At 56.9% G+C, this 24,027-nt stretch carries 21 protein-coding genes; 13 read left to right on the top strand and 8 right to left on the bottom strand.

Annotated elements, in window-relative coordinates:
- The first annotated feature begins 2 nt into the window (after positions 1-2).
- The 7 genes from ABD851_RS09805 (at position 3) to ABD851_RS09775 (ending at position 10,761) form a co-directional block, all read left to right on the top strand.
- Positions 3-740, top strand: coding sequence for a LytR/AlgR family response regulator transcription factor (locus tag ABD851_RS09805; protein ID WP_344978679.1), 738 nt, complete (start codon positions 3-5; stop codon positions 738-740).
- 1 nt (position 741) lies between these two features.
- Positions 742-3,876, top strand: a complete 3,135-nt coding sequence (locus ABD851_RS09800) for a lantibiotic dehydratase (protein ID WP_344978677.1) — start codon at positions 742-744, stop codon at positions 3,874-3,876.
- A 181-nt stretch (positions 3,877-4,057) separates the two neighbouring features.
- Positions 4,058-4,726, top strand: a complete 669-nt coding sequence (locus ABD851_RS09795) for a tetratricopeptide repeat protein (protein WP_344978675.1) — start codon at positions 4,058-4,060, stop codon at positions 4,724-4,726.
- Between the two features lie 7 nt (positions 4,727-4,733).
- Positions 4,734-5,465, top strand: a complete 732-nt coding sequence (gene gldF / locus ABD851_RS09790) for a gliding motility-associated ABC transporter permease subunit GldF (protein ID WP_344978673.1) — start codon at positions 4,734-4,736, stop codon at positions 5,463-5,465.
- A 38-nt stretch (positions 5,466-5,503) separates the two neighbouring features.
- Positions 5,504-7,213, top strand: a complete 1,710-nt coding sequence (gene gldG, locus ABD851_RS09785; protein ID WP_344978671.1) for a gliding motility-associated ABC transporter substrate-binding protein GldG — start codon at positions 5,504-5,506, stop codon at positions 7,211-7,213.
- Between the two features lie 49 nt (positions 7,214-7,262).
- Positions 7,263-8,222 (top strand): TerC/Alx family metal homeostasis membrane protein, encoded by a 960-nt coding sequence (locus tag ABD851_RS09780; protein WP_344978669.1) that lies wholly within the window; start codon positions 7,263-7,265, stop codon positions 8,220-8,222.
- Positions 8,223-8,247: 25 nt separating this feature from the next.
- Positions 8,248-10,761, top strand: a complete 2,514-nt coding sequence (locus ABD851_RS09775) for a bifunctional UDP-N-acetylmuramoyl-tripeptide:D-alanyl-D-alanine ligase/alanine racemase (RefSeq protein WP_344978667.1) — start codon at positions 8,248-8,250, stop codon at positions 10,759-10,761.
- A gap of 4 nt (positions 10,762-10,765) precedes the next feature.
- Here the strand turns inward: ABD851_RS09775 and ABD851_RS09770 are convergent, their stop codons facing one another.
- Positions 10,766-11,434, bottom strand: a complete 669-nt coding sequence (locus tag ABD851_RS09770; RefSeq protein WP_344978665.1) for a T9SS type A sorting domain-containing protein — start codon at positions 11,432-11,434, stop codon at positions 10,766-10,768.
- A gap of 172 nt (positions 11,435-11,606) precedes the next feature.
- Between ABD851_RS09770 and ABD851_RS09765 the strand changes: the two genes are divergently transcribed.
- Positions 11,607-12,221: a lipoprotein signal peptidase gene (locus ABD851_RS09765; protein WP_344978663.1), complete on the top strand. Its 615-nt coding sequence runs from the start codon at positions 11,607-11,609 to the stop codon at positions 12,219-12,221.
- A gap of 73 nt (positions 12,222-12,294) precedes the next feature.
- On the opposite strand, the gene ABD851_RS09760 is transcribed toward ABD851_RS09765, so the two are convergent.
- A complete protein-coding gene (locus ABD851_RS09760) occupies positions 12,295-13,122 on the bottom strand; it encodes a phytanoyl-CoA dioxygenase family protein (RefSeq protein ID WP_344978660.1) in 828 nt (275 codons plus the stop codon).
- 127 nt (positions 13,123-13,249) lie between these two features.
- Complete coding sequence (locus tag ABD851_RS09755; protein ID WP_344978658.1) at positions 13,250-13,945, bottom strand: NUDIX hydrolase; 696 nt, start codon at positions 13,943-13,945, stop codon at positions 13,250-13,252.
- Between the two features lie 99 nt (positions 13,946-14,044).
- Between ABD851_RS09755 and ligA the strand changes: the two genes are divergently transcribed.
- From ligA to ABD851_RS09740, 3 genes are all read left to right on the top strand, one after another.
- Positions 14,045-16,183 carry an NAD-dependent DNA ligase LigA gene (gene ligA / locus ABD851_RS09750; protein ID WP_344978655.1) on the top strand — a complete coding sequence of 713 codons (2,139 nt, stop codon included), beginning with the start codon at positions 14,045-14,047 and terminating at the stop codon, positions 16,181-16,183.
- Between the two features lie 3 nt (positions 16,184-16,186).
- Positions 16,187-18,310, top strand: a complete 2,124-nt coding sequence (locus ABD851_RS09745) for a TonB-dependent receptor (protein ID WP_344978653.1) — start codon at positions 16,187-16,189, stop codon at positions 18,308-18,310.
- Positions 18,311-18,407: 97 nt separating this feature from the next.
- The gene (locus tag ABD851_RS09740) at positions 18,408-18,908 is read left to right on the top strand and encodes a nucleoside deaminase (protein WP_344978651.1); all 501 of its coding nucleotides are present in this window, start codon (positions 18,408-18,410) and stop codon (positions 18,906-18,908) included.
- Positions 18,909-18,932: 24 nt separating this feature from the next.
- Here ABD851_RS09740 and ABD851_RS09735 read toward each other — a convergent pair whose 3' ends face one another.
- Positions 18,933-19,682: an XRE family transcriptional regulator gene (locus tag ABD851_RS09735; protein ID WP_344978649.1), complete on the bottom strand. Its 750-nt coding sequence runs from the start codon at positions 19,680-19,682 to the stop codon at positions 18,933-18,935.
- 140 nt (positions 19,683-19,822) lie between these two features.
- On the opposite strand from ABD851_RS09735, the gene ABD851_RS09730 reads away from it, so the two are divergent.
- Positions 19,823-20,293 (top strand): hypothetical protein, encoded by a 471-nt coding sequence (locus ABD851_RS09730; RefSeq protein ID WP_344978647.1) that lies wholly within the window; start codon positions 19,823-19,825, stop codon positions 20,291-20,293.
- Positions 20,294-20,437: 144 nt separating this feature from the next.
- Positions 20,438-21,043 carry a superoxide dismutase gene (locus ABD851_RS09725; RefSeq protein WP_344978645.1) on the top strand — a complete coding sequence of 202 codons (606 nt, stop codon included), beginning with the start codon at positions 20,438-20,440 and terminating at the stop codon, positions 21,041-21,043.
- A gap of 34 nt (positions 21,044-21,077) precedes the next feature.
- On the opposite strand, the gene ABD851_RS09720 is transcribed toward ABD851_RS09725, so the two are convergent.
- The 4 genes from ABD851_RS09720 to rpmH form a co-directional block, all read right to left on the bottom strand.
- Positions 21,078-22,772 (bottom strand): S41 family peptidase, encoded by a 1,695-nt coding sequence (locus tag ABD851_RS09720; RefSeq protein ID WP_344978643.1) that lies wholly within the window; start codon positions 22,770-22,772, stop codon positions 21,078-21,080.
- Between the two features lie 47 nt (positions 22,773-22,819).
- Positions 22,820-23,050: a membrane protein insertion efficiency factor YidD gene (gene yidD / locus ABD851_RS09715; RefSeq protein WP_344978641.1), complete on the bottom strand. Its 231-nt coding sequence runs from the start codon at positions 23,048-23,050 to the stop codon at positions 22,820-22,822.
- Positions 23,051-23,180: 130 nt separating this feature from the next.
- Positions 23,181-23,513, bottom strand: a complete 333-nt coding sequence (locus ABD851_RS18025) for a ribonuclease P protein component (RefSeq protein ID WP_425549950.1) — start codon at positions 23,511-23,513, stop codon at positions 23,181-23,183.
- Between the two features lie 116 nt (positions 23,514-23,629).
- Positions 23,630-23,785, bottom strand: coding sequence for a 50S ribosomal protein L34 (gene rpmH, locus ABD851_RS09705; RefSeq protein WP_344978637.1), 156 nt, complete (start codon positions 23,783-23,785; stop codon positions 23,630-23,632).
- Positions 23,786-24,027 lie beyond the last annotated feature (242 nt).

Below are 24,027 nucleotides of genomic sequence, written 5' to 3'. Positions count from 1 at the left end.
ACATGCTGTCCTGCATTATTATTGACGATGAGCAACACGCCATTGACCTGCTGAAAAACTATATCGACCAGATTCCCTTTCTGCAGCTGGAAAAATCCTTCTCCAATCCCCTGCATGCCATAAAGTTTCTGAACGACCATAAAGCGGACGTGGCCTTTGTGGATATCCAGATGCCCCAGCTGTCCGGCATCGACTTCATACGGCTGGTTCAGGGGAAGACCCAGGTGGTGATCACCTCTGCCTTCAAGGAATATGCGCTGGAAGGATACGAGCACCAGGTGCTGGACTACCTGCTGAAGCCCATTACCTTCGACCGCTTTCTCAAAGCTGCGCAGCGGGCAACAGAGCTGTTGGAAAAACCCGCCGACCGGCCCGTGGCGGAACAGCCGGCGAACAGCTATATCATCGTCAAGAAAGACACCAAGAACCGGCTGCAGAAAATAGAGCTGGACGAGATACGGTTTATCGAGGGACTGAAAAACTATGTATCCATCTATACGGAACAGCAAAAGATCATCACCCTGCTGAACATGAAAGACCTTGAAGACAGCCTTCCCCGCAACCGTTTTATACGGATCCATAAATCCTATATCATCTCCCTGGACAAGGTCCGCACCGTGGAAGGTAATTTTGTTTTCCTGAAAAATTTCAAAACCGGTATACCGTTGGGGGAAACCTATAAAGCGTCCTTTCTGAATACCCTGAGAAACCACCAGGTCGGCAGCAAGAAAAACGGCTGACATGATGCAACTATCCTTTCTTCCCTGGCTTGTCCTGCGGGCGCCTACCCGGCCCTTTACCGGCACACCCCTTACCGCAGAGGACCTGGACCGGCTGATAAAGGATACCGCCTTTATGGACGCGCTCTGGCTGGCCTCGCCCGACCTCTACGAAGACGCCCTCCGCTGGCAGCGCGGCGATACCCGAACCGGGCGCAAACACCGGAAGCTTGTCAACGCATTGGTCAAATACCATAGCCGGATGCATACCCGGCCCACACCCTTCGGGCTTTTTGCGGGCTGCGCTGTGCTCCGCTGGGGCAACGCCACCGATATCGTGCTCAGCCCCGGCAGCAACCGGAAATACCTCCGTCCCGATATGGACATGCTCGGCGCCCTGGGGCAACAGCTGACCGGTCACCCGCTCATCCGCCGCCACCTGGATTACCGGATCAATAATTCGGCTTACATAAAGGGAAACGAGCTGCGTTATTTCGAATACCAGACCGAAAGCGGGCAACGCAAATACCAGCTTAGCGCTGTGGAGCTGACCCCGCCCCTGCATTTCCTGTTGGAGACCTGCCGGACCGGACCGGTACCCTTTGCCCGGCTGGCGTCTCAGCTGGCGCAGCGGGAACAGCTGCCCTATGCGGACATCAGCGGTTTCCTCGACGAGCTGATCAGCGCCCAGCTGCTGGTCAGCCACCTGGCCATACAGCTCACCGGACCGGGCTACCTGCCCCGCATCATCAGCATCCTCGAAACGGCCTGCAAAGCGACGGCCGACGGGGAAGTGCAGCAGATGCTGGACCGGCTCAGGGACCTGCAACAGCGGCTGGATGCCTGCGGAGAGGACAACGCCGCCCCGCTGGTGCCGGCGTTGCAGGAAATGACCGCCCGGGTGAAAGCGCTGAATGTTCCCTTTCAGCCCGCCCGGCTGTTCCAGGCCGACTGCCGCCTCGGGACCATCGGAAACAGCCTGGACAGCGCGCTGCAGGAACAGCTGCGGGACAGCCTGGAAGCGCTCCGCATCCTGGGCAGCGATGCCCCCGGCTCGCCCTGGCTCCGGAATTTCAAACAGGCCTTTACCGAAAAATTTGACACCGCTCCTGTACCCCTCTGCGACGCCACCGACCCGGACACCGGCATCCTGCACGACAAAAGCCAGTACCTGGTGGATTTCGGCGATGACGGGCTGAACCGCCTGAATGCCTTCATCTCCCCGGATAGCCCGGACGGAGGAGCGCCGGCAGACGACCATCCTGTAAAAACCTGGATGCGCGAAACGCTGATCGGCGCCTTCAAAACGGGACAGCATACCGTGCACCTTTCCGATGAGGAGCTGGCCCGTCTCCGGACCGGAGTACAGCTGCGCCCCCTGCCCGACACCTTCTCCGTGGTTTTCCGGCTGACAGGCCGGCCGGAGGCGCCGGTTTTTATCGAATCGGCGGGCGGCATCTCCGGCACCTCGCTGATCGCCCGCTTCGGTCATACGGACCCCGCCTTCCTGTCGTGCCTTAAGGCCGTAGACCGTTTCGAGGCCGCCCGCAATCCGGATTGCTGCCATGCCGGCGTAGTGCACCTGCCGGAAGACCGTACAGGCAATGTGCTGCAGCATCCCCCGATCCGGGACTTCGAAATACCCTATCTGGCCGGCTCTTCGTATCCGCCGGACCGGCAGCTGGCCGTCGCCGGCCTGTACCTGCAGGTCGTCAACGACGAGCTGCGCTTGTTTTCCCCCGCGCTGAAACGGTTTGTGGTCCCGCATATCGATCACGCCCATAATTTTACCTACAATACCCTGCCGGTATACCGCCTGCTGGGGGAGCTCCAGGGGCAGAACCGGCAAACCACCCTCAGCTTCTCCTGGCGCGTGAAGCTCCCCGGGATCCGCTTCTATCCCAGGCTGCAATATAAAAACACCCTCCTCTCCCTGGCGCAATGGAAGCTGGAGGCCGCCGACTTTCAACTGCTGACAGACGCCGCCCCCGGGAAAGAGCCGGAGGCCTTTGCCGCTTTTTGTAAACAATGGAACCTGCCACCCTTGTTTTCCCTGGCCGACAATGACCAGGAGCTGCTGGTCAGCCAGGCGGATACCTACCAGGTGCAGGCTTTCGCCGCCGCCATACGCGGACGCAGCAGGATCACACTCAAGGAATTCCTGTCGCCCGAAGGCTGCCCGGTGAAAGACCGGTCGGGGAATCCCTACGCCCATCAGATCATCGCCATTGCCGGAAACGAAGCGCCCGCCGCCGAACCCCTGCCTCCCGTTCCGGACCTGTCCGCGCTACCCCGCCGCGCCTTTCCGCCGGGCAGCGAATGGCTCTATTTTAAGCTGTACTGCAACCCTTCCGCTGCCGGCATCCTGCTGACCAGGGCTCTGGCTCCCCTTTGTGAAGCGCTCGAACAGGAAGGGCTTACGGACAAATGGTTTTTTATCCGTTACCGGGATACACAGGAACATCTTCGTCTGCGCTTTCACCTTACCGATACCGCCCATACCGGAACAGTGATCAGCCGCCTGCACGACAGCTGCCATCCCGCCGAAGCGGAGGGGCAGATCTGGAAAATCCAGACCGACACTTACTTCCGGGAAACGGAACGCTACGGTTACGACCTGATGCCGCTGATGGAATCCCTCTTTCATGCAGACAGCCGGTATGTGATCCGTGCCTTGTCCCATCCCGGCAATACCGCCCTGCTGCTGCCCGCCGCGCTGAAGTTTACCGACAACCTGCTGGAGCGCTGGGGTTTCAGCCTGGATGAAAAGACGGACTTTGCCGCCCGTATGAAAGCGGCCTATAACCGCGAGTTCGGCCCGGGAACCCCCGAGAAGAAGCTGTTCAATCAATACTACCGCGCCCATGCCGCCACGCTCGGGGAATGGCTGGAAGGACGGGCGGCGGACGGGCAGCCGCTGCTGCAATGGCTGCGGGAATACGACGGGCAGCAGGCGGCTCTTTTCGGGCAGATACCGCCCGGTCATGCGGTCCGCGAACCGGAAACCCGCTTCCGGCTGCTGGGCAGTATGATCCATATGCACTTCAACCGGCTTTTCGCCACCGAGCAGCGACGGCACGAAATGATCGCCTATAATACCCTCCATGCCTGCTACCGGGCTATGCAGGGGCGGCGGCAGGCGGCGCAGGCCCGATAATCCGCCGGCTACAAAATTTTGCGCCTCTCCCCATTTCAGTATCTTTGTGCCCCTGGATTCATCCGTTAATATTTGTCTTTTTCAATGGTCGGATGGAACCTCGCACATTAACATATCCCTGTGTGATAGGAATTATCATGCTCGGTTTCACCAACTTCAGTCGCTTTTTGATATACCGCTTATGATCCGCAGATTGTTTTTGCTTTACCGGTTACCCCTGGGTATTTTGTTGTTGCTCGCCGGCATATTGGTTACCTATACCACCGGTATCCTCATTTCCTGGATACTTTTCCTGCTGGCGCTGATCTGTATTTTCACGCATTTCTTCCTGGGACCGCTCGGCCTGGCCCAGACCTCGCTGGAACAGGGAGATATGGAGGGAGCGGAAGCTGTCCTGAAGAAGGTGCAGTTTCCCGGCCTGCTGTACAAGCCCATACGGGCCACCTATTATTTTCTGAAATCCATCATCGCCACCACGCGCCAGGACCTGGAGAACGCTGAGGCCTATATGAAAAAAAGTATTTCCATCGGGGTGCCCATGAAGGAAGTGCAGGCGCAGGCCTATTTTCAGCTGGGCAGCATTTCTTTCCAGCGGAGCAATGTAAAGCAGGCCGATGAGTACCTCAAAAAGGCCGTCAACATCGGGCTGCCGGACAACGAAAGCCGGGCGGCAGCCTACCTGCAGCTGGCTTCCATTGCCATGACGCGGCGGGATTTCCGCAACGTCAGGCTGTACCATAAGAAGTGCAAGGAGCAAAAACCCACCACTCCCGAAGTAGTGCAGCAGCTTAAAGAGCTGGACAGATACATTCCCCGGATGCCCGGAACCGGCGGAGGAAGGGGTAGATGAACCGGATATGCAGGCCATTTTAAACAAGGAGATCCGCCAGTTTTTCAGCAGCATCGCCGGCTATGTGTCGGTCGTCCTGTTCCTGATCGCCAATGCCCTGTTTTTATTCGTTTTTCCGGATACCAGCCTGCTGAACGACGGGTATGCCACGCTGGACCGTTTCTTTACCACGGCTCCCTGGATATTGCTTTTCCTGATCCCCGCCATTACCATGCGCAGCCTTGCGGAAGAAGCCCGCAACGGCACGCTGGAGCTGCTGCTTACCCGCCCCGTCAGCGCCTGGGAGATCATCGGCGGGAAATATCTCGCCTGCATCATCCTGCTGGTCTTTGCCTGTATCCCCACGGTCACCGCCTGGGTGACGGTACATGCCCTCGCGGCAGGCCCGGGGATGGTGGACGACGGAGCCATCACCGGCTCCTATATCGGCCTGCTGCTGCTGGGCGCCGTCTTTACCGCCATCGGCATCTGGACATCCTCCCTTACCAGCCATACCGTGGTGGCCTTTCTGACCGCCGTCTTTACCTGTTTTATTTTTTATACCGGCTTTGATGCGCTCAGCGGCATACCGGCTTTTGCCGGAGGAGCCGACTATTACCTGCAGCTGGCCGGCATCGATTTTCACTATGCTTCCATCAGCCGGGGCGTGGCTGATCTGCGGGACATTCTTTATTTCCTGAGCGTTATTGCGCTGTTCCTGCTGCTGACCAAACAATCGCTGGAAAGATACAAACAGTAAGGCCGGCGCCGTTTAATAAATCATCCATGTCCTGAACCATGAACCGACGGCAATATCAGAAACGGAGAAATATACTGCAGGTGCTGGCGCTACTCCTCCTGGTGGCGGCGATGAATGCGGCCGCTTCGTTTATGCCGCTCCGTTGGGACCTGACGGCCGAAAAGCGGTACACCCTCTCCGGCGCTACCCGGCACCTGCTCGGGCAGCTCGATGCCCCGGTACGGATAAAGGTCTTTTTAAAAGGGAAGTACCCGGCAGGGTTCAGGCATCTCGCCGTCAGCACCCGCGATCTGCTGGACGAGTTCCAGCGTTATGCCGGCGGCCGGGTGCGGTACGAATTTGTAAATCCCCTGGAGGGAGTGCCGGATTCGCTGAAAGCCACCGTACAGGATTCGCTGGCGGCCATGGGCATACTTCCTTATAATATACGCGCCCGCGAAAACAGCGCAGCCGGCATGTCTGTGCAGCTGGCCTTTCCCGCGGCGCTGGTGGATTATCACGGTCATCAGCTGGCCGTACAGCTCCTGCCGGCGCAGCCGGGCGCCGATCCCCTGCGCTCGCTGAACCAGGCCGGCGCGCAGCTGGAATACCGCTTTGCGCAGGCCCTTTACCGCCTGCAGCGGGATGCCCCCCCGCTGGCCGGCTATCTGCTCGGCAACGGCGAGCCAATAGGGCCGGAAGTTTTTGACCTGCTCACAATGCTGCAGCAAAACAGCCGTCTCGACACGCTGAATCTCGCTGCAGCGCCGGCCGTTCCGCCGGGCTTCGACCTGCTGGTGGTGACCCGCCCTCAACGGGCCTTCACGGAAGACGAAAAGCTGAAGCTGGATCAATACATCATGCAGGGCGGGAAAGTGCTCTGGCTGCTCGATCCCGTAGCGGCTTCCATGGACAGCCTGCAGCGCCGCTCCTCCTTCGTCGCCTTTGACCGGGGGCTCAACCTGGAGGATATGCTTTTTACCTATGGGGTACGCATCAACCCTGACCTGATACGCGACCTGCAATGCTTTTCCATTCCCCTGACCGTCGGCAGCCAGGGAGGCCGTCCGCAGATAGAGCGGCTGCCCTGGCCCTACTTCCCCCTGCTGGACGGTACCGCGGACCATCCCATTGTCAAAAACCTGGATCTTGTGCTCGCCCGGTTTGCCAGCTCCATCGATACCATCCGGAACAACGCGGTCCGGAAAACCGTATTGCTGGCTTCGTCGGACCACAGCCTCAGGGCGGGCACCCCCCGGGAGGTATCTTTCGAAGAGCTGAAGACAGCTCCCGACCCGCGGAGCTTCGGAGCATCCCATCTGCCGGTGGCCGTGCTGCTGGAAGGCCGCTTTCCGTCCGTCTTCCGGAACCGGCTGGATGCGGATATGCGTAACCGTATCGACAGCGTCTTTCCCTATCCTTACCGGGACCGCAGCGTGCCGGGAAAGATGATCGTGGTATCCGATGCCGATATTGCGCTCAACGAAGTATCCCCCCAGGACGGACCGCTGGCCATGGGCACCGACCTGTATACCCGCCAGCAGTTCGGCAACCGTGAATTCCTGCAGAACTGCCTGAGCTACCTCGCCGACACCAGCGCTATCCTCGAAGCGCGCAGCAAGGACTTCCGGCTCCGGCTGCTGGACCCCGAGCGGGTGCGTACCGCCGGCAGCCGCTGGCAGCTCATCAACTTCGTCGTCCCCCTGCTCTTTGTACTGCTCTGCGGAGCGGGCTTCCGCTATCTGCGGCAACGCCGCTATTCGTCCTGAACGGCAACGCCCTTCCCGCGGGACGGCAAGCGCAACTTTCCCTATATTTGTGGCCAGATTAACCGCCATGACCCACGAACAGATTACCTATCTCATTTTCGGAATTGTGCTGATCGGCGCGCTGATCTTTGACCTCGGATTACTCAGCAAGAAATCGAATGTGGTGTCGATGAAGAAGGCCCTGGTGCAGACCCTGTTCTGGGTCGGCCTGTCGCTGGCCTTTTATTTCTTCATCCGCTGGGAGGACGGAAAGGATATGGCCCTCGACTACCTGAGCGCCTATCTTTTGGAGTGGTCGCTTTCCATCGACAACATCTTTATCTTCATTCTTATCTTCAACGCTTTTGGGGTAAAGGAGAAATACTATGGCCGTACCCTGCTCATCGGCATCCTGATGGCTATCGTGTTCCGCGCCATATTTATTACCGTGGGGGCCGCCCTGATCTCCCGCTTCCACTGGATCCTTTATATCTTCGGCGCCTTCCTGCTGTATACCGGCGTCAAAATGTTTACCAGCGGACACGACGATACCTATAACCCCGAGGAAAGTCGCATATACCAGTTCATGAAACGTTTCCTGCGGATGACCGATCAGGACGATACCGAGGGAAGGCTGATCGTCTGGAAACGCAAGAAGGCCTACTTCACCCCGCTGTCGCTCGTCATTGCGATGTTGGCCACCACCGACCTGCTTTTTGCGCTCGACTCCATACCGGCCGTTTTCCTGATCTCCGAAGAGCCGCTGGTGGTCTATACTTCCAATATCTTCGCCGTGCTGGGTCTGCGTTCGCTGTTCTTCCTGCTCCGCGGGGCGGCCGACAAGTTCGATTACCTGCAGCAGGGCATTGCCGTGGCGCTGGTATTCATCGGTCTGAAGATGCTGGCCGAGATTGTTCATCTGAAATTACCCAATTATCTCTCCCTCATCGTTATCGTAGTTTGTGTGTTGACCTCCATCCTGTACTCTATGTGGCACAAGCGGAGAGGCAGCGGCGCCGGAAATCATTAACGGCTGAAAAAAAGCATAGCATATCGTGGAATATCGTGTAGCGCAGATTTGTAAAATAGTAAAAGGTGAATTATTACAGGGTGCGGAAGACCGGCCGGTTACCCATTTGCTGTCAGACAGCCGCAAGCTGATCTATCCCGCCGTTTCCCTTTTTATCCCCATCGTCGGTACCCACCGGGACGGGCATCAGTATATCGGCGAGCTCTATGAAAAAGGAGTCCGTTGCTTCCTGACCAGCAGGGCGATCCCTGCCGGGGAATACCCGGAAGCGGCGTTTATCCGGGTAAAGGATACGCTCCGGGCGCTGCAGATGCTCACGGCCTGGCACCGGCAGCAATTTCATATACCGGTGATCGGCATCACCGGCAGCAACGGGAAAACGGTGGTCAAGGAATGGATATACCAGCTGCTGGAATCGGATTACAATATTGTGCGCAGCCCCAAAAGCTACAACTCGCAGATCGGCGTACCGCTATCGGTATGGCAGATGCAACCCGAGCATGAGCTGGCCGTTTTTGAAGCCGGCATTTCCATGCCGGGCGAAATGGCGCATATCGAAAGCATCATACGCCCCACCATCGGCATCTTTACCAACATCGGGGAAGCGCATAACGAGGGTTTTCTGAACGTACGGCAGAAGATCAATGAAAAGCTGGTGCTGTTTACCCGGACTGAAGTGCTGATCTACTGCAAGGACTATCCAGAGCTGAACGAATGTATCCTGCAGTTTCACAACCATATCCGGAGAAAGGCCAGCGATCCGGAAAAGTCGCAGCGTCTGCTGACCTGGTCTGCCCGGCATGAGGCCGACCTGCGGGTGATCAGCATCGACAAAAATGAAAACCATACGCGTATAGACGCGCTATACGAAGGACAGCCCGTTTATATCCGCATTCCCTTCACGGACGACGGGTCCATCGAAAATGCCATCCACTGCTGGTGCCTGCTGCTCTGGCTGGGAACCCCGGAAACCATCATCCGCGAACGGATGGAAGGGCTGACCAATATCGCCATGCGGCTGGAGCTCAAACAGGCTGTCAACAACTGCTCCCTGATCAATGACAGCTATAATTCGGACCTGGGCTCGCTGGTGATCGCCCTGGATTTTTTACAGCAACAGCAGCAGCATGCCACCCGCACGGTGATCCTCAGCGACATCCTGCAGAGCGGCAAGCGGGACGCCGAGCTTTACGAAGCCGTGGCCCGGCTGCTGGAACAAAAAGGGGTGAACCGCCTGATCGGCATCGGCAAAAGCATCAGCCGGGAAAAAAACAGCTTTCTGGGTATTGCCGGTCTGCAATGCGTTTTCTTTGACAGTACCGAGGCTTTTGCGGAACAGTTCCGTCACCTCAGCTTCCAGAACGAGACCATCCTGCTGAAAGGGGCCCGCGTATTCGCCTTTGAGCGCATCAGCAGGATGCTGGAGCAAAAGGTCCACCAGACCGTGCTGGAGATCAACCTCAGCGCGCTGGTCCACAACCTGAAGCAGTACCAGTCGCTGCTCCGGCCTTCCACCCGGATGATGGTAATGGTAAAAGCCTTTTCGTACGGCAGCGGCAGCTACGAGATCGCCAGCCTGCTGCAGTTTCACCAGGTGGATTACCTGGCGGTGGCCTATGCGGACGAAGGGGTGGAGCTGCGCAGGGCCGGCATCACCCTGCCCGTCATGGTGATGAATCCCGAACCCGGCACTTTTGACGCCATCATCCAGTGGCAGCTGGAGCCGGAGATCTATTCCCTCCAGATGCTCGACCTTTTTGAGCAGGAGCTCAAAAAACCGGATATCCGCGAGTTCCCCATACACATCAAGCTGGACACCGGCATGCACCGGCTCGGCTTTGAGCCGCAGCACCTGGAAACCCTCTCCGGGCTCCTGCGCCGGAGCCCGCACCTCCGGGTAAAGAGCGTTTTCAGTCACCTTGCCGCCAGCGAGGACCCGCAGCAGGATGACTTTACACGACAGCAGGGTGAACTTTTTCTCAGGATGAGCGACACACTGCAGAAAGCGCTTCCCTATACGTTCTTACGGCATATCGCCAACAGCGCCGCCATTGAGCGGCATCCCGACCTGCAGCTGGACATGGTGCGGCTGGGTATCGGCCTCCACGGGCTGAGCCAGCCCGGCGGTCCGCTGCACGAAAAGCTGCACAACGTAAGCACCCTCCGTACCACGGTTTCCCAGCTGAAAAAGATACCGCCGGGGGATACAGTGGGTTATGGCCGCCAGGGAAAAGCGCCCGGAGGAATGACGATCGCCACGGTAGCCATCGGCTATGCGGATGGCTATATCCGCCGGCTGGGCAACGGCCGGGGCCATATGCTGGTGCAGGAACAGCTGGCGCCGGTGATCGGGAATGTCTGTATGGATATGCTGATGCTCGACGTCAGCGCCATCCCCGAGGTGCAGGAAGGCGACGAGGTGATCGTATTCGGACCGGATCTTCCGATCTCCAGGCTGGCTGAGTGGGCCGGCACCATTCCCTATGAGATCATGACCGGCATCTCCCAGCGGGTCAAGCGGGTGTATTTTCAGGAATGACCCCTCAGTCCATGCTGAACTTTTTCAGCAACGCTTTTCCGCCGCTATGGTCATTCAGCTGAAGGAAGTAGACGCCCGCCTTCAGATCGCCGACGTAAAAGCTCTTGAAAACGGTGCCGCGCTGCAGGGACAGCTGAAAGGTTTTCAGGACCTTGCCCTTTACATCCGCCAGGATGAGGCTTGCCGAAACGGTGCCCGGAGCGGCGATCTCCAGGTTGGCGGTAGTGTGGTCCTCCCCCAGCCGTACGCTGGTCATTTCCAGCTGCGTAATGGGCTTTGAGGTGTTGACCACCTCGGAAAGATATTCCTTACCGTCCGCATCCACCTCCCGGAGGCGGTAGTACAGCGTTCCTCCGATGGGTTTGGGATCGTCGAAATAGTAATGCTGCGCGGTTTCGGTATTGCCGGCGCTGCGGGTCTCCCCGATGGAAGAGAAATGCAGGCTGTCCACCGAACGCTCTACGATGAACCGTTCGTTATTTTTTTCCAGCACCGTGCTCCAGCGCAGGTTCACCACCTGCTGCGCCGGGTTATAAGCCGCTGTCAATACCGTTATTTTTACGGGGAGACGGGCAGCCCGGGAGCGATATGCCCCGCGTTCCGGGAGCGGCTTCCCCGGGAAGGGGGAATGAGCGGCAGCGGCGGTGGATAAACCGGCCATCAAAAATGCCAAAAACAACAACGAGCTGTTTTTCATTTATTTTAAAATATAAATTTTTGTTAATTGAGCAATCGCCGCTCCATTAGCGCAAAAATCAGGCCGCAGCGTGCCGAGGCCGTCCGCTGCAGCCGGCAGATACGTATAATAATTTAATAACCATTACCTTTGCCAAAATTTTAACGTCTTGAAGTTCCGTTCCGCGCTCATCCTGATCCTCGTTATACTGGTAGCCGACCAGACCTTGAAATTCTGGATCAAAACGCACATGTACATGCAGGAGGAATTCAATGTCATCGGGCATTGGTTCCGTATCCATTTCATCGAGAACGAGGGGATGGCCTACGGCATTTCCTTCGGGGGCGAATGGGGCAAGGTGCTGCTTACCCTCTTCCGGCTGGTAGCGGTGGTGATCGGTTTTTTCTTTCTGAAAAAGCTGGTCCGCGAGCGGTATCACAAGGGGCTGATCATCTGCGGCGCCCTGATCCTGGCCGGCGCCATGGGCAACCTCATCGACAGCCTGTTTTACGGCCTGCTGTTTTCTGCCGGGGGGTACAGTGAGCTGGCCCGCTTTCTGCCGCCGGGCGGCGGATATGCGGGCTTCCTGCACGGACGGGTGGTGGATATGCTATACTTTCCCCTGTACGAAGGATACCTGCCCCGGTGGATCCCCTTTAAGGGGGGAGATTATTTTATCTTTTTCCAGCCGGTGTTCAACATCGCGGATGCTTCCATCTCTGTCGGCGTCATCGCCATCCTGCTTTTCCAAAAAAGATTTTTTCACCGGCACCGGGGAAGCTAAAGTTGATTTGATGATTTGATAATTTGGTAATTTGGCGATGGAGTAATTATCAAATCAGCACATCATCAAATCATCAAATCTCTTGAGTGGGAAGTACCGGGTTCATCTCAGACACCGCCGGCGACCCAATCGGCAATCCGCCCAGCCAAGTCTGATGATCCTGCTCCTGCCATTTATTGACAGGCGGGGTAATGCGGGCGCCGTCGGCAAAATAGATGATGGTCATCACCTCCCGCCTCAGGGGCGAAGCGTTTCCCGGGGCATTGTGTATGGTATAGCCGTAATGCCAGGTGGCGTCTCCCGCTTTCATGCGGGTGGCCCGGGTAATGGGGAAGCCCGTCGTTTTTACATACTGGTCGAATTCACTTTCCGAATCGTCTGAAATTTCGTAATCAAACACCGATCCGCGGGTATGCGAGCCCGTAGCAAAGGTGAGCATGCCCATCTCTATGGTGATATCCACCAGGGGCATCCACATGGTAATGGTATCCGGCGTGTCCAGCGGCCAGTAGTACTGGTCCTGGTGCCAGGGCGTCGGGCCGCCGCCCGGCTCTTTGAACAGGGCCTGGTCGTGGTAGACGCGTACCCGTTCCACCCCGAGCAGCTGGGCGGCGATGCGGGCAAAACGGGGAGCCAGCACAAACTGCCGCACCTTTTCATCCACACGCCAGAGGTTCATGATCTGCAGAAACGCCTTGCCATAGGTATCCCTGTCTTCAAGCTTTCTTTTTTCGGTATTGTATTTGTCGGCTGCGCCGACGATCACGTCGCGGTAAGCCGCCGCTTCTGCGGAACTGAGGATATCCCGTATCAGGATATGTCCGTTTTGCCGGAACTCGCGGGCCTGTTCGCCGGTGACGGTTACAGCATCGGTCAGCGCAGGCAGGGTAATGTCGCTCATAGGAAGAATTTTATCCTTCAAAGTAAGCGCGATTTTACCCGGAAAAGAACGGGAATATTGGCAAATTATAGGCTTATTTTATCCGCGATGCGACTGGGGCAGCATTGCCGGACAAAAAAAGCAAAGATCAGGACAGGGCAGCCACCGCTTTGGGCTTCAGCCGGTAGAGCCTTCCGGGACGGTGCGGCACATCGTTCTCCATTTCGTTGAGATCCTCAAGGAGCTCCATGCTCATGATCTTTTTCCGGAAGTTACGGCGGTCCAGCGCCACGCCCAGGATGGCCTCATGCACATGCTGGAGCTGGCGAAGCGAAAACTTCTGCGGCAGCAGCTTAAATACCACCGGGCTTCTTACAATATCTTCCTGCAGGTGTTCGAAACAGGTATCGAAGATCTTCTTGTGGTCAAATGCCAGCGTCCGGATATCCTTAACGGGATGCCAGTGCAGTTCGTTGGCCTGGGTGGTGAGCTTGCAGTTCGAAATATTCACCAGCGAATAATAGGCCGTGGAAACAACCCTTCCCGCCGGATGACGCCGCGGTGCGCCGAAGGTATGCACCTGCTGCAGGTACACGTTCCGCAGTCCCGTACGCGCCTTCAGCACCCGGTAAGCCGCTTTGTCCAGGTCTTCCTCCGGCCCTACCAGGTCGCCCAGCAAAGACCATTTTCCCTTGTATTTCGGGAGGTCGCAGCGGATCAGCAATACTTTCAGCTCGCGTTTGTCGAATCCGAAGATCACGCAGTCCACCGAGATGGCCACGCCAAAATAAGCGTTCAGCTCAACAGCGTGAGTGTTGATGTTTTTAATAGTAGATTTGGACATTGAAATACGCTTTTAGTTATTTAGCGCATATTGTTTATCGCTCTACCTCCCCGGCAGGTAAAGCGCCCCGAAGGTAAAATAAAAATATATTACAAGGGAATGTATAATCAGAATACGACGCAAAAATTACTCCGCCTGGCGGGCAAGCTGCTGGCGCAGGCCGGTTCTTCCGGCGCCGGCGGCGCAGACGAACAAACGATCGCCGACGTCCGCCAGGTCATTAACTTCGCCGACTGGCGTTATTATATCCAGGATGATCCACTGCTGGCCGATCAGGAGTACGATAAACTGTTCAGCCTGCTGAAGCAGCTGGAACAACGCCGCCCGGAGCTGATCACGCCGGATTCACCGACCCAACGTATTGCACAGGGACTTACCCGTGCGTTCCCCACCGTGCAGCACCTGGTGCCGATGCTGAGCCTGGACAACTCCTATAACGAGGCCGACCTGCTGGACTGGGCGCGGCGAAACGGTTCCCTTACGGGCAGCAGCGATATCGAATACTGCGCAGAGCCCAAGTTTGACGGGGCCAGCATCTCGCTTATCTATGAAGACGACCGCCTGGTCCGGGGCGCCACCCGGGGCAACGGCATCGCCGGAGACGATATCACCGTCAATATCCGTCAGATCAGGTCCATCCCGCTCACCGCTCCCTTTTCCCGCTTTGGCATACGGCAGGCAGAGATCCGCGGGGAAGTGCTCATCCACAAGGATGCTTTTAAGACGTTCAACGAGCAGCGGCTTGCCGATAATCTCCCCCCGCTGGCCAATCCCCGGAATGCGGCTTCCGGCTCGCTCCGCATGGTGGATCCTCGGGAAGTGGGCAAACGCGGGCTGGTGGCATTCCTGTATCATCTCGCTTTCTACCAGCCGGAGAGCGCAGCGGGCGAAGAAGAAGCGCTGAAGACCCACTACGGCACCCTGGAGATGCTGCAGGAGCTGGGGTTCCGTACGCCGCTGAAGGCAACGCGCAAAATAGCCGGCATCGCCAATGTGGTGGAATGGTGTCATCGCTTTGAAACCCAGCGGGACGACCTCCCCTACGAGGTGGACGGCGTGGTCATCAAGGTAAACGATTATGCCCTGCAGGAAAAGATGGGCATGACCACCCATCATCCGCGCTGGGCCATGGCCTTTAAGTTCAAAGCCCGGCAGGCAACCAGCAAGCTGCTCAGGATAGAGTTCCAGGTAGGGCGAACCGGCTCCATCACCCCGGTAGCCAAGATCGATCCCGTACCCATCGGAGGGGTGACGGTAGCTTCTGTATCGCTCTTCAACGAGGATGTGGTAAGGGAGAAGGATCTACGTATAGGCGACACCGTACTGGTGGAGCGCGCAGGAGACGTGATTCCTTACATCGTCAAGCCGCTGGCCGAGCTCAGGAATGGCAGCGAAAAGGAAATCCGGTTCCCCACCCACTGCCCGGTCTGCGGAGACGAACTGTATAAGGCGCCGGGAGAAAGCGCCTGGCGCTGTGTGAACATCAACTGCGAGGCACAGGTGCTGGAAAGGCTGATTCATTTTGTCAGCAAAAATGCCATGGATATCCACAGCCTGGGAGAAGCCAATATCCGGCGTTTTTATTCGCTGGGCCTGCTCAGGGATATCCCGGGCATCTACCGGCTCGACTTTGAAAAGATAGGAACCCTGGAAGGCTTTGGCCAAAGATCGGTGGATAACCTGAAACAGGCCGTTGAGCATTCCAAGCAGCAGCCCCTGCACCGCCTGATCTATGCCCTGGGCATCCGGTATGTGGGGGAAACCACCGCAAAAACCCTGGCGCATGCCGTGGAGCGCCTCCCCGATCTGGAACACCTCAGCGAGGCCAGCCTGCTGGAGCTGGAAGATATCGGTCCGAAGGTAGCCGGCAGCGTTATCGAGTTTTTCAGCAACCCGGACAACCGGCATATCCTGAAGCAGCTGGAGACGCTCGGGCTGAACATCAGCCGCGATACGCCCCGCTCCGATCCGGCCAGCCATCAGCTGGAAGGCCAGACCTTTCTCTTTACCGGTACCCTGGCACGCCTGAAAAGAAGCGAAGCCGAGGCGATGGTGGAGCAGATGGGCGGGAAGATCCTCAGCGGCGTCAGCAGCAAGCTGAACTATCTGGTGGTGGGCGAAGATGCAGGCTCCAAACTTGAAAAGGCAAAAAAGATCGCTTCCATACATATTCTCAGCGAGGATGCTTTTCTAAAGATGGCGGCTCCCGGTGAAAAGACGAAAGACACAGAAGACTGAATCATGAAACAGAAGATCAAGGCCTGCCTTTGTCGGGGGGCAGGCGCATTGCTCCTGCCTGCTATCCTCTGCGGGTCCGTTGCTGCGCAGCAGTCCGACGGAGACAGCACCGTCCCCGGCACGCCGGTGCTTCGCAATGCCTTATCCGAAGTGGTCATCCAGGCTTTTGAAGGCAACAAAAAGCTGGGCAGCCAGCCGGCCGCCATCGGCCATCTTTCCGGGAGCGACCTGAGCCGGTACGCGCCCACCGGCATCCTTTTAGCCATCAATACGCTGCCGGGCGTGCGGATGGAGCAACGCTCCCCGCTCAGCTACCGGCTGAACATACGCGGCAGTTCCCTCCGTTCTCCCTTCGGCGTCAGGAATGTAAAAATATACTATAACGGTATCCCCTATACGGACCCCGGCGGAAATACCTATCTGAATCAGCTCAGCTATGACGACTTTTCCTCCATCGACATCATCCGCGGGCCTTCCTCCAGCATCTACGGAGCGGGAACCGGCGGCGTGGTGCTGATACACAGTCCGCTGTTTGCTGAAGAAGACAGCTCCCGGTCGGCCACCCTCCGGCTGACCGGCGGCAGCTTCGGGCTGAAAGGGATCAGCGCAGGCCTGAAATGGGGAGAAGGAGGCGCAGTAAGCCTGCTTCGTTACGCGCAGACGGAGAGCAACGGCTACCGCGATCAAAGCCGTACGCGGCAGCAAAACTTTTCCTATGAAGCCTTGCTTAAGCAGGATGAGCGGCAGCAGCTTTCGGTGTTTATGCACTATACCGACCTTTTTTACGAAACCCCCGGGGCGCTGACCCGTGCGGAATACGAGCAGAACCCCAAGGCGGCAAGACCCGCCAGCGGCCCCTATCCTTCTGCTGCGGACAGCAAAGCGGCCATCCATCAAAAGACCTTTTTTGCCGGTCTGAACCATACTTACCGCCTGGCTGAGCATCTCTTTAACACTACGGTCCTGTACGGCGCCTACACCCACCTCGAGAACCCGACCTTCCGTAATTATGAGATCCGCAAAGAGCCGCACTGGGGCGGCAGGACCGCTTTCAGCTATCGTCCCGGGTGGAACGGCACGGAAGCGGCATTTATCCTCGGCGCCGAAGCCCAGCAGGGCTTTTTCAACATCCGGGACTTCGATAATCACAACGGTAAGCCGGATGCGCTGCAGACAGACGATGAAGTGCAGGATGTTACCACGCTGGCCTTTGCCCAGGCCGATCTTACCTTCCGCAAAGGCTGGAATGTGGTGGCGGGCGCCAGCGTCAACATGGCGGACCTCCGGTTCAGAAGGCTATCGTCAACGCCCGTACGCTACACATCCAAGCGGTTTGATCCGGTAGTGGCTCCGCGTATCGCCCTTTTAAAAAAGCTGCCGGCAGACCTTACCTTCTATGCCAGCCTGTCCAAAGGCTTTTCCCCGCCCACGCTGGCGGAGCTGCTGCCGTCTACCGGCATCCTGGACCCCTCGCTGCAGGCGGAAAGGGGGATCAGCTACGACGCCGGCGCCCGGGGATATCTGGCCCGGCGCCGCCTGTATTTTGATGTCAGCGGGTTCTGGTTCAATCTTAGCCAGAGTATTTCCCAGCGCCGGGACAGCAGCGGGGCGGATTATTTTGTCAACGCCGGCGGTACCCGCCAGAAAGGACTGGAGGCTTACCTGTCCTGGACGCCTTACGAAAGCCGCTCCGGCTTCATACGCTCGGGCCGGCTCTGGAGCAGCCATACGTTGTACGATTTCCGGTACAGGCATTACGTGATCATCGACAAGGATTATTCTGGCAGCCGGCTGCCCGGTACCGCGGGATATGCGGTAGCAGCGGGCCTCGACCTGGACACAAAGCCGGGTATAGCGGCGCATATCACCTACCGTTATACCGGTAAGACGCCCCTGGACGATGCCAATACGGCCTATGCCGCCGCCTTCCAGCTGCTGGAGCTGCAGCTGGCCTATCGCCGTCATATCTTCGGAGCTACCCGCATGGAGCTGTCTGCCGGCATCAACAATATCCTGAATGTCCGCTATAGTCTGGGCAACGATATCAATGCCGCCGGCGGCCGTTATTACAATGCCGCACCCGGCAGAAACTACTATGTGAGCCTGCTGCTGAAAACACCCTGGTAATAAAAACCAGCTTTATGTCAACCGGAGCGGTATACCGCCATCGCCGGCATGGAAGGCGGTCACAGGAAGACAACACGGTTATGCTTATTTTTGAACTATGGATATTTCGTCATCCGGGCAGGATCATTACTTTATGCAGCAGGCCCTGAAAGAAGCGCGCAGGGCGCTGGAAGCAGAAGAAGTGCCCGTAGGCGCCGTCATCGTCTCCGGGGAGCGGATCATTGCCCGGGGATACAACCAGGTAGAGCTGCTCCGCGATTGTACGGCGCATGCGGAGATGATCGCGCTGACCGCCGCCTTTCATGCCCTGGGCAGCAAATACCTGAGCGAGGCTACCCTGTATGTGACCCTGGAGCCGTGCCTGATGTGCGCCGGAGCATTATACTGGAGCAAGATCGGACGTATCGTATACGGAGCGCCGGACGAAAAAAACGGTTACCGCCGGAGCACCGGTACCCGCTCTCCTTTCCATCCCCGTACCCGCATCGATGCCGGTATCTGCGAAACGGAATGCCTGCAGCTGATAAAGGCGTTCTTTGCAGCAAGACGGCAGGGGCTTTCTCCGGATACCGATGCAGGAATCTCATCGGGCGATTGAGCAGGCACAAAGGAACGGCATTTCTTACCGTATCTTCTTTTTAAGCACGCTTACCTGTTCCTGCAGGTGGTTGACGATATCGGCCAGGTGATTTACATTCAGGCGCTGATGGGTATTGATCTTGTTAATGACCGCATCGGCCTGCCAGATCTCGCGGACTTCCTCCAGCGAAACGGCATAGGGCTCATACTGTGGGTTGTCCGATACCAGGCTCAGCCGGTTCTTGTTGCGGTTGTTCTTGAGGATGCGTTTGTATACGATCCCTTCCCGGGGCATCACTACAATATAGGACTGGTTGTTCTTTATATCGTCCCAGCTGTCGACTTTATGTCCCACCACCACCGAGCCGGATTCCACGGGCAGCATAGAATCCCCGCTGATCTCAAAGGCCCGGTAATGCCCTCCGCCCAGCATCGGCAGGGTAAAGGTGTTCAGCTCTTCCACAAACTCTTCATCGTTATACCCGGCCAGGTAGCCCGCCGCCGCCTTTACGGGCACAAACTCGATAAACTGCCGCTGCCCCGCAGCCTTCAGGGCCCGGCGGTGGCTGAGATAAGCATCGCCTTCCGCGCCGAGATCTTTCCGCAGCAGATCGTCGATAGATATCCGGAAGAGATCGCTCACCCTCTCCAGCACACCGGTACGCGGCTCTGCCCGTCCTTCTTCATAAGCGCCGAGCAGCGAGCGCTTGATACCCAGCTTGCCGGCCATTTCTTCCTGGGTCCATGCCCGTAGCTTACGCAGATACTTCAGATTTCCGTTTACCGTTGCCATAATATCCGGTTTTGCTAATTAATTTAGTGCCGTTTTACTAACAAATTTAGTATTTTTATTTCAAATGCAAGATATATTCCTGCTTTCTTTTCTCTGTTATTCAGGTGGTTTAACCTATTTTTGCAGGAAACCTATCTGTTATGCATACACTGCTCCTGATCCTTCACTCCTGGCTGCGCTGGGCTGTGGTGATCACCGCTATATGGACCATTGCCCGTTCGATGAAAGGTACTTTTTCCAACACACCGTATACCGCGGGAGACAACAGGAGCAATCTCTTTTTCATGATCAGCTGCGACCTGCAGATGCTGATCGGTCTGGGGCTGTACTTCTTCGGACCTATGGGCCTGAAGGCCATCCAGTCCGCCGGCATGAGCGCGGTGATGCAGCAGAGCAGCACCCGTTTTTTTACCATCGAGCACGAAACCATGATGATCCTTGCGCTGATCATTGTTCATATAGGCCGTTCCGTAGTCAAGAAAGCGCCTTCCGATATCAAGAAGCATAAAAAATCGCTGGCCTATTTCGGTATTGCCTTCATTCTGATCCTGCTGGCTATTCCTTGGCCCTTCCGGACCGCGCTCGGCTTCCATCCCTGGTTCCGGTTCTGAACACCGGAAATTCATACAACCATTTGGAGCAGGTAATGTTATGATAAGATTACCGCAGGGGATGCGTTTGTATTTTCAGACGGGCTATCGTAATTTCGTTATGATTTCAATAACCAGATTTTTCACCAATTAAATCCAAATATCATGGCATTCTCACTTCCCGATTTGCCCTATGCATCGGATGCGCTGGAACCGCATATTGACAAAACCACCATGGAAATCCATCATGATAAGCATCACGGCGCCTACGTTGCCAATCTGAACAAGGCTATCGCCGGCACCGAGCTGGAAAATAAAAAGCTGGAGGAAATCCTGGCCACCGTATCCAAACATCCTGCAGCCGTCCGGAACAACGCCGGCGGTCATTATAACCACAGCCTTTTCTGGGAACAGCTGGCGCCCAATGCCGGCGGGGCTCCCCAGGGCAAGCTGGCGGATGCCATCAATACGGTATGGGGCAGCTTCGACGCTTTCAAGGAAGAATTTGCAAAAGCGGCTGCCGGACGCTTTGGCAGCGGTTGGGCATGGCTGGGTGTAAAAGACGGCAAGCTAAACATCTGCTCCACCCCTAACCAGGACAATCCCCTGATGGATGTGGCCGACTGCCAGTGCACGCCCCTGCTCGGGCTCGACGTATGGGAGCACGCCTATTACCTGAAATATCAGAACCGCCGCCCGGATTATATCGCCGCTTTCTGGAATGTGGTTAACTGGGATGCAGTAGCCAAGCGCTACGACGCCGCCCGCTGAGGAAACGCAGCATATGCTGAAAAGCCTGTCCCGTCTAAGACGAGACGGGCTTTTTTGATGCGGGCACCTGTAAAAGGGAATCGTAGACTACAGGACGGGAAAGCACCTCCGCCGCACGCTTTACCAGCTCGTCCCCGCCGATCTGCTGGCGGATACGGCCGGCGCGGAGATAGTACCGGTTCATGATCTCCTCGGCCAGCAGCTGCCGGATCTCGCTCCGATGCTGCTGCAGCGCCCGGTGTTTGTCAGGCCTTATCTTCTCTTCGAGCGACTGCAGCTCCTGCTTTACCGCAGGGAGATAATGATCTTTCTCGGCCGCCTGCCGGAAGCTTTCGAGCGCGATCTCGCTGGAGCTTTTGTAATGGTATTTCTTACTGTCCAGATAGCGGACAAAATCGTTGAAAACACCGGAGTCGAGGTGAAAGTCCCCGGGATCCGGGGCATCCGGGTGGCGGTAATAATACCGGGTGGCATAATCAAAGATATAATCCCGGTTCACCAGCATCACGGCCAGGGAGCTGAGATAGGCGGGCGATATCTCCAGATCGGGCTCAATGCCGCCTCCGTCCATGACTTCCCGGCCGTTACGCGTCTTAAAAGCATGCTTGAGGGAATCGGGAACATACGCCACGCTGCCGTCGTCGCGGTGGCGGGCATAGTCGATGGCCTGTATACACCGCCCGCTGGGGGTATAATAATGGGCGATCGTGAGCTTCATCCGGGTATGGTAGGGAAGGTTGCGCGTGGTCTGCACCAGCCCCTTGCCGAAAGAGCGCTGTCCGAGGATGACGCCACGGTCCAGGTCCTGCACCGCCCCGGCCACGATCTCGGAGGCGGAGGCCGTCATCCGGTCCGTCAGCACGGCCAGCGGAATCTGGTCGTCCAGCGGCTCATGGCGTGTCCGGTAGGTACGGTTCCAGGAGCGTATCTTCCCCCGGGTGCTGACGATGGTCTGGTCGCGGCCGATGAAGAGATTGGCGGTTTCCACGGCCTGGTCCAGCAGGCCGCCGGGGTTGCCGCGCAGGTCCAGCACCAGCCCCTTGAGGGCCGGATGCTGCCGCTTCAGCCGTAGAAAAGCGGCTTTTACCTCCTCGCTGCTTTTTTCGGTAAACTGGATCATCCTGATGTAGCCGATATCTCCGGGCAGCATGCCGGCATAGGGTACGGCCCGGATATTGATCTCGCTGCGGACGACGCGATGGGTAGCCTCATGCCCGTTCAGGGGATTGCGGACCGTTATCCGCAGCGCGGTTCCCGGCTCGCCGCGCAGCAGCTCGCTGATGGTATCTTCGGTCATACCACGGGCCGACCGGCCGTTGAGCGATACGATGATATCCCCGATCTTTATACCCGCCTTTTCCATGGGCGCATCTTCATAGATATCGCTGACGGCCGTCCAGGAGCCTTCCTTGCGGATGGCAATGCCCACTCCGCCGTATTTGCCCGTGGTCTGAAAATCGAGGTCGCCCAGGTTGTCCTCCGTATAGAAATAAGTATAGGGATCAAGGCTTTCGGTCATGGCCATCAGCCCTGTATTGATGAGCTTTCCGGGAGCAATGCTATCTACGTAGTACATGTCCAGGTCGCGGAAAGCCGCGGCAAAGATGTCCAGCCCCTTCGTGATCTCGAAGTAGCGGTCCTGGGGGCGGAAGGCCGTAGCCAGGCTCAGGAAAAGCAACAGCAGAAATAGGGCCGGCTGCAGAAATCTTTTTTTTAACATGCGCTTCATGGGTTCCGGTTTGTTTTTCGGGCTGCTGGTCAGTCTGCCAGGGTGTTTCAGGGTACCGGGTCATACCCGTGCCCTCCCCAGGGGTGACAGGATAATATCCTGCGCAGCGTCAGCCAGCCGCCGCGGAACAGGCCGTGTTTCCGGAGGGCTTCCACGCCATAGCGGGAGCAGGTAGGGGTATAGCGGCATTGCCGTCCCAGCAGGGGGGACAAGGTCCACTGGTACACCCTGATGAGTCCTATGAAAGGCCAGGCCAGTATCTTATTCAGGGTGCGCATGGTTTCTGGTTTCCCGTTTCTGGTTTGACGTTTGAAATTTCTGGGTTCCGGTTTGCGTTGAGCTTGTCTAAGGCCTAAAGTTTAAAGTTGATCTGCGTGGAATGAAACCTTGGACTTTAGACCTTGAACGTTAAACTGCCTCCGCGAGTCGTTTTAAAATTACCGAAATTTTAGCAGACAGGAAGCTGAAAGGGTGGATTTTTTTATCCGTATAGACAAGGCAGAAGGCCAGCTGAACCTTGCGTTCCTGCAGGACAGCATACAGGCCATTTTTCCGGAGGCGGTAGGCCTCGCGGGTAAGCCGCTTTATGCGGTTGCGGTCTACTGCCCTTCGGTGGTATTTTTTGGGAACGCTGAAACAAACCTGGGCGGGTGCAGCAGTATCGGAAAGGACGGTGATGTGGTAAACGACACGATAGGGGAAAACAGAAAACGCTTTCCCTTCCCGAAAAAGCGTTTCAATACATTTTTTGCTTTTTAAGCGTTCGTTTTTCCTGAATGTATAGGCCGTGACTGCGATGATCTTTTATTTAAAGTCAGGAGTAAAAGGCCCGGGAACGGTCCGCTTTCTTCGCAGGCTTACTTCAGCTTCCGTTCGTCGGAAACGGTCAGTTTCTTACGGCCCTTGGCGCGGCGGCTGGCCAGCACCTTACGTCCGTTGGCATCCTTCATTCTTTCGCGGAACCCGTGGCTGGATTTCCTACGGCGGTTATGCGGCTGGTAAGTACGTTTCATCTGGTAAACAATTGATTTTTAAAGATCATCCCGCCCTGAGCGGGATCACAGACCAATATCTCCGCCTGGAGAGATCGGCATGCTCAGTTTTATCTGATAACAGTTGTAATGCCGGTTTCAAAGTCTTCCGGGATACCGGCCCTCCTGTCGGGAAACTCCCCGCGCCCTCCCGAAAAACGGAAGGCAAAGGTAGGAAGTTTTTACAAAATGTAAAACAAAAAGTACCGGAGGATAAAAAGCAC

It is taken from the genome of Compostibacter hankyongensis (genome assembly GCF_039541075.1).
GTDB lineage: Bacteria > Bacteroidota > Bacteroidia > Chitinophagales > Chitinophagaceae > Compostibacter > Compostibacter hankyongensis.
The sequence above is the reverse complement of the archived record's forward strand: the minus strand, read 5'-3'. Positions and strand labels throughout refer to the sequence as shown.

What these genes read in the sequence shown, in the direction of transcription:
- ABD851_RS09805 (WP_344978679.1), top strand. Translation starts at nt 3, where the DNA reads ATGCTGTCCTGCATTATTATTGACGATGAGCAACACGCCATTGACCTG.
- ABD851_RS09800 (WP_344978677.1), top strand. Translation starts at nt 742, where the DNA reads ATGATGCAACTATCCTTTCTTCCCTGGCTTGTCCTGCGGGCGCCTACC.
- ABD851_RS09795 (WP_344978675.1), top strand. Translation starts at nt 4,058, where the DNA reads ATGATCCGCAGATTGTTTTTGCTTTACCGGTTACCCCTGGGTATTTTG.
- gldF (WP_344978673.1), top strand. Translation starts at nt 4,734, where the DNA reads ATGCAGGCCATTTTAAACAAGGAGATCCGCCAGTTTTTCAGCAGCATC.
- gldG (WP_344978671.1), top strand. Translation starts at nt 5,504, where the DNA reads ATGAACCGACGGCAATATCAGAAACGGAGAAATATACTGCAGGTGCTG.
- ABD851_RS09760 (WP_344978660.1), bottom strand. Translation starts at nt 13,122, where the DNA reads ATGAGCGACATTACCCTGCCTGCGCTGACCGATGCTGTAACCGTCACC.
- ABD851_RS09755 (WP_344978658.1), bottom strand. Translation starts at nt 13,945, where the DNA reads ATGTCCAAATCTACTATTAAAAACATCAACACTCACGCTGTTGAGCTG.
- ligA (WP_344978655.1), top strand. Translation starts at nt 14,045, where the DNA reads ATGTATAATCAGAATACGACGCAAAAATTACTCCGCCTGGCGGGCAAG.
- ABD851_RS09745 (WP_344978653.1), top strand. Translation starts at nt 16,187, where the DNA reads ATGAAACAGAAGATCAAGGCCTGCCTTTGTCGGGGGGCAGGCGCATTG.
- ABD851_RS09740 (WP_344978651.1), top strand. Translation starts at nt 18,408, where the DNA reads ATGGATATTTCGTCATCCGGGCAGGATCATTACTTTATGCAGCAGGCC.
- ABD851_RS09735 (WP_344978649.1), bottom strand. Translation starts at nt 19,682, where the DNA reads ATGGCAACGGTAAACGGAAATCTGAAGTATCTGCGTAAGCTACGGGCA.
- ABD851_RS09730 (WP_344978647.1), top strand. Translation starts at nt 19,823, where the DNA reads ATGCATACACTGCTCCTGATCCTTCACTCCTGGCTGCGCTGGGCTGTG.
- ABD851_RS09725 (WP_344978645.1), top strand. Translation starts at nt 20,438, where the DNA reads ATGGCATTCTCACTTCCCGATTTGCCCTATGCATCGGATGCGCTGGAA.
- ABD851_RS09720 (WP_344978643.1), bottom strand. Translation starts at nt 22,772, where the DNA reads ATGAAGCGCATGTTAAAAAAAAGATTTCTGCAGCCGGCCCTATTTCTG.
- yidD (WP_344978641.1), bottom strand. Translation starts at nt 23,050, where the DNA reads ATGCGCACCCTGAATAAGATACTGGCCTGGCCTTTCATAGGACTCATC.
- rpmH (WP_344978637.1), bottom strand. Translation starts at nt 23,785, where the DNA reads ATGAAACGTACTTACCAGCCGCATAACCGCCGTAGGAAATCCAGCCAC.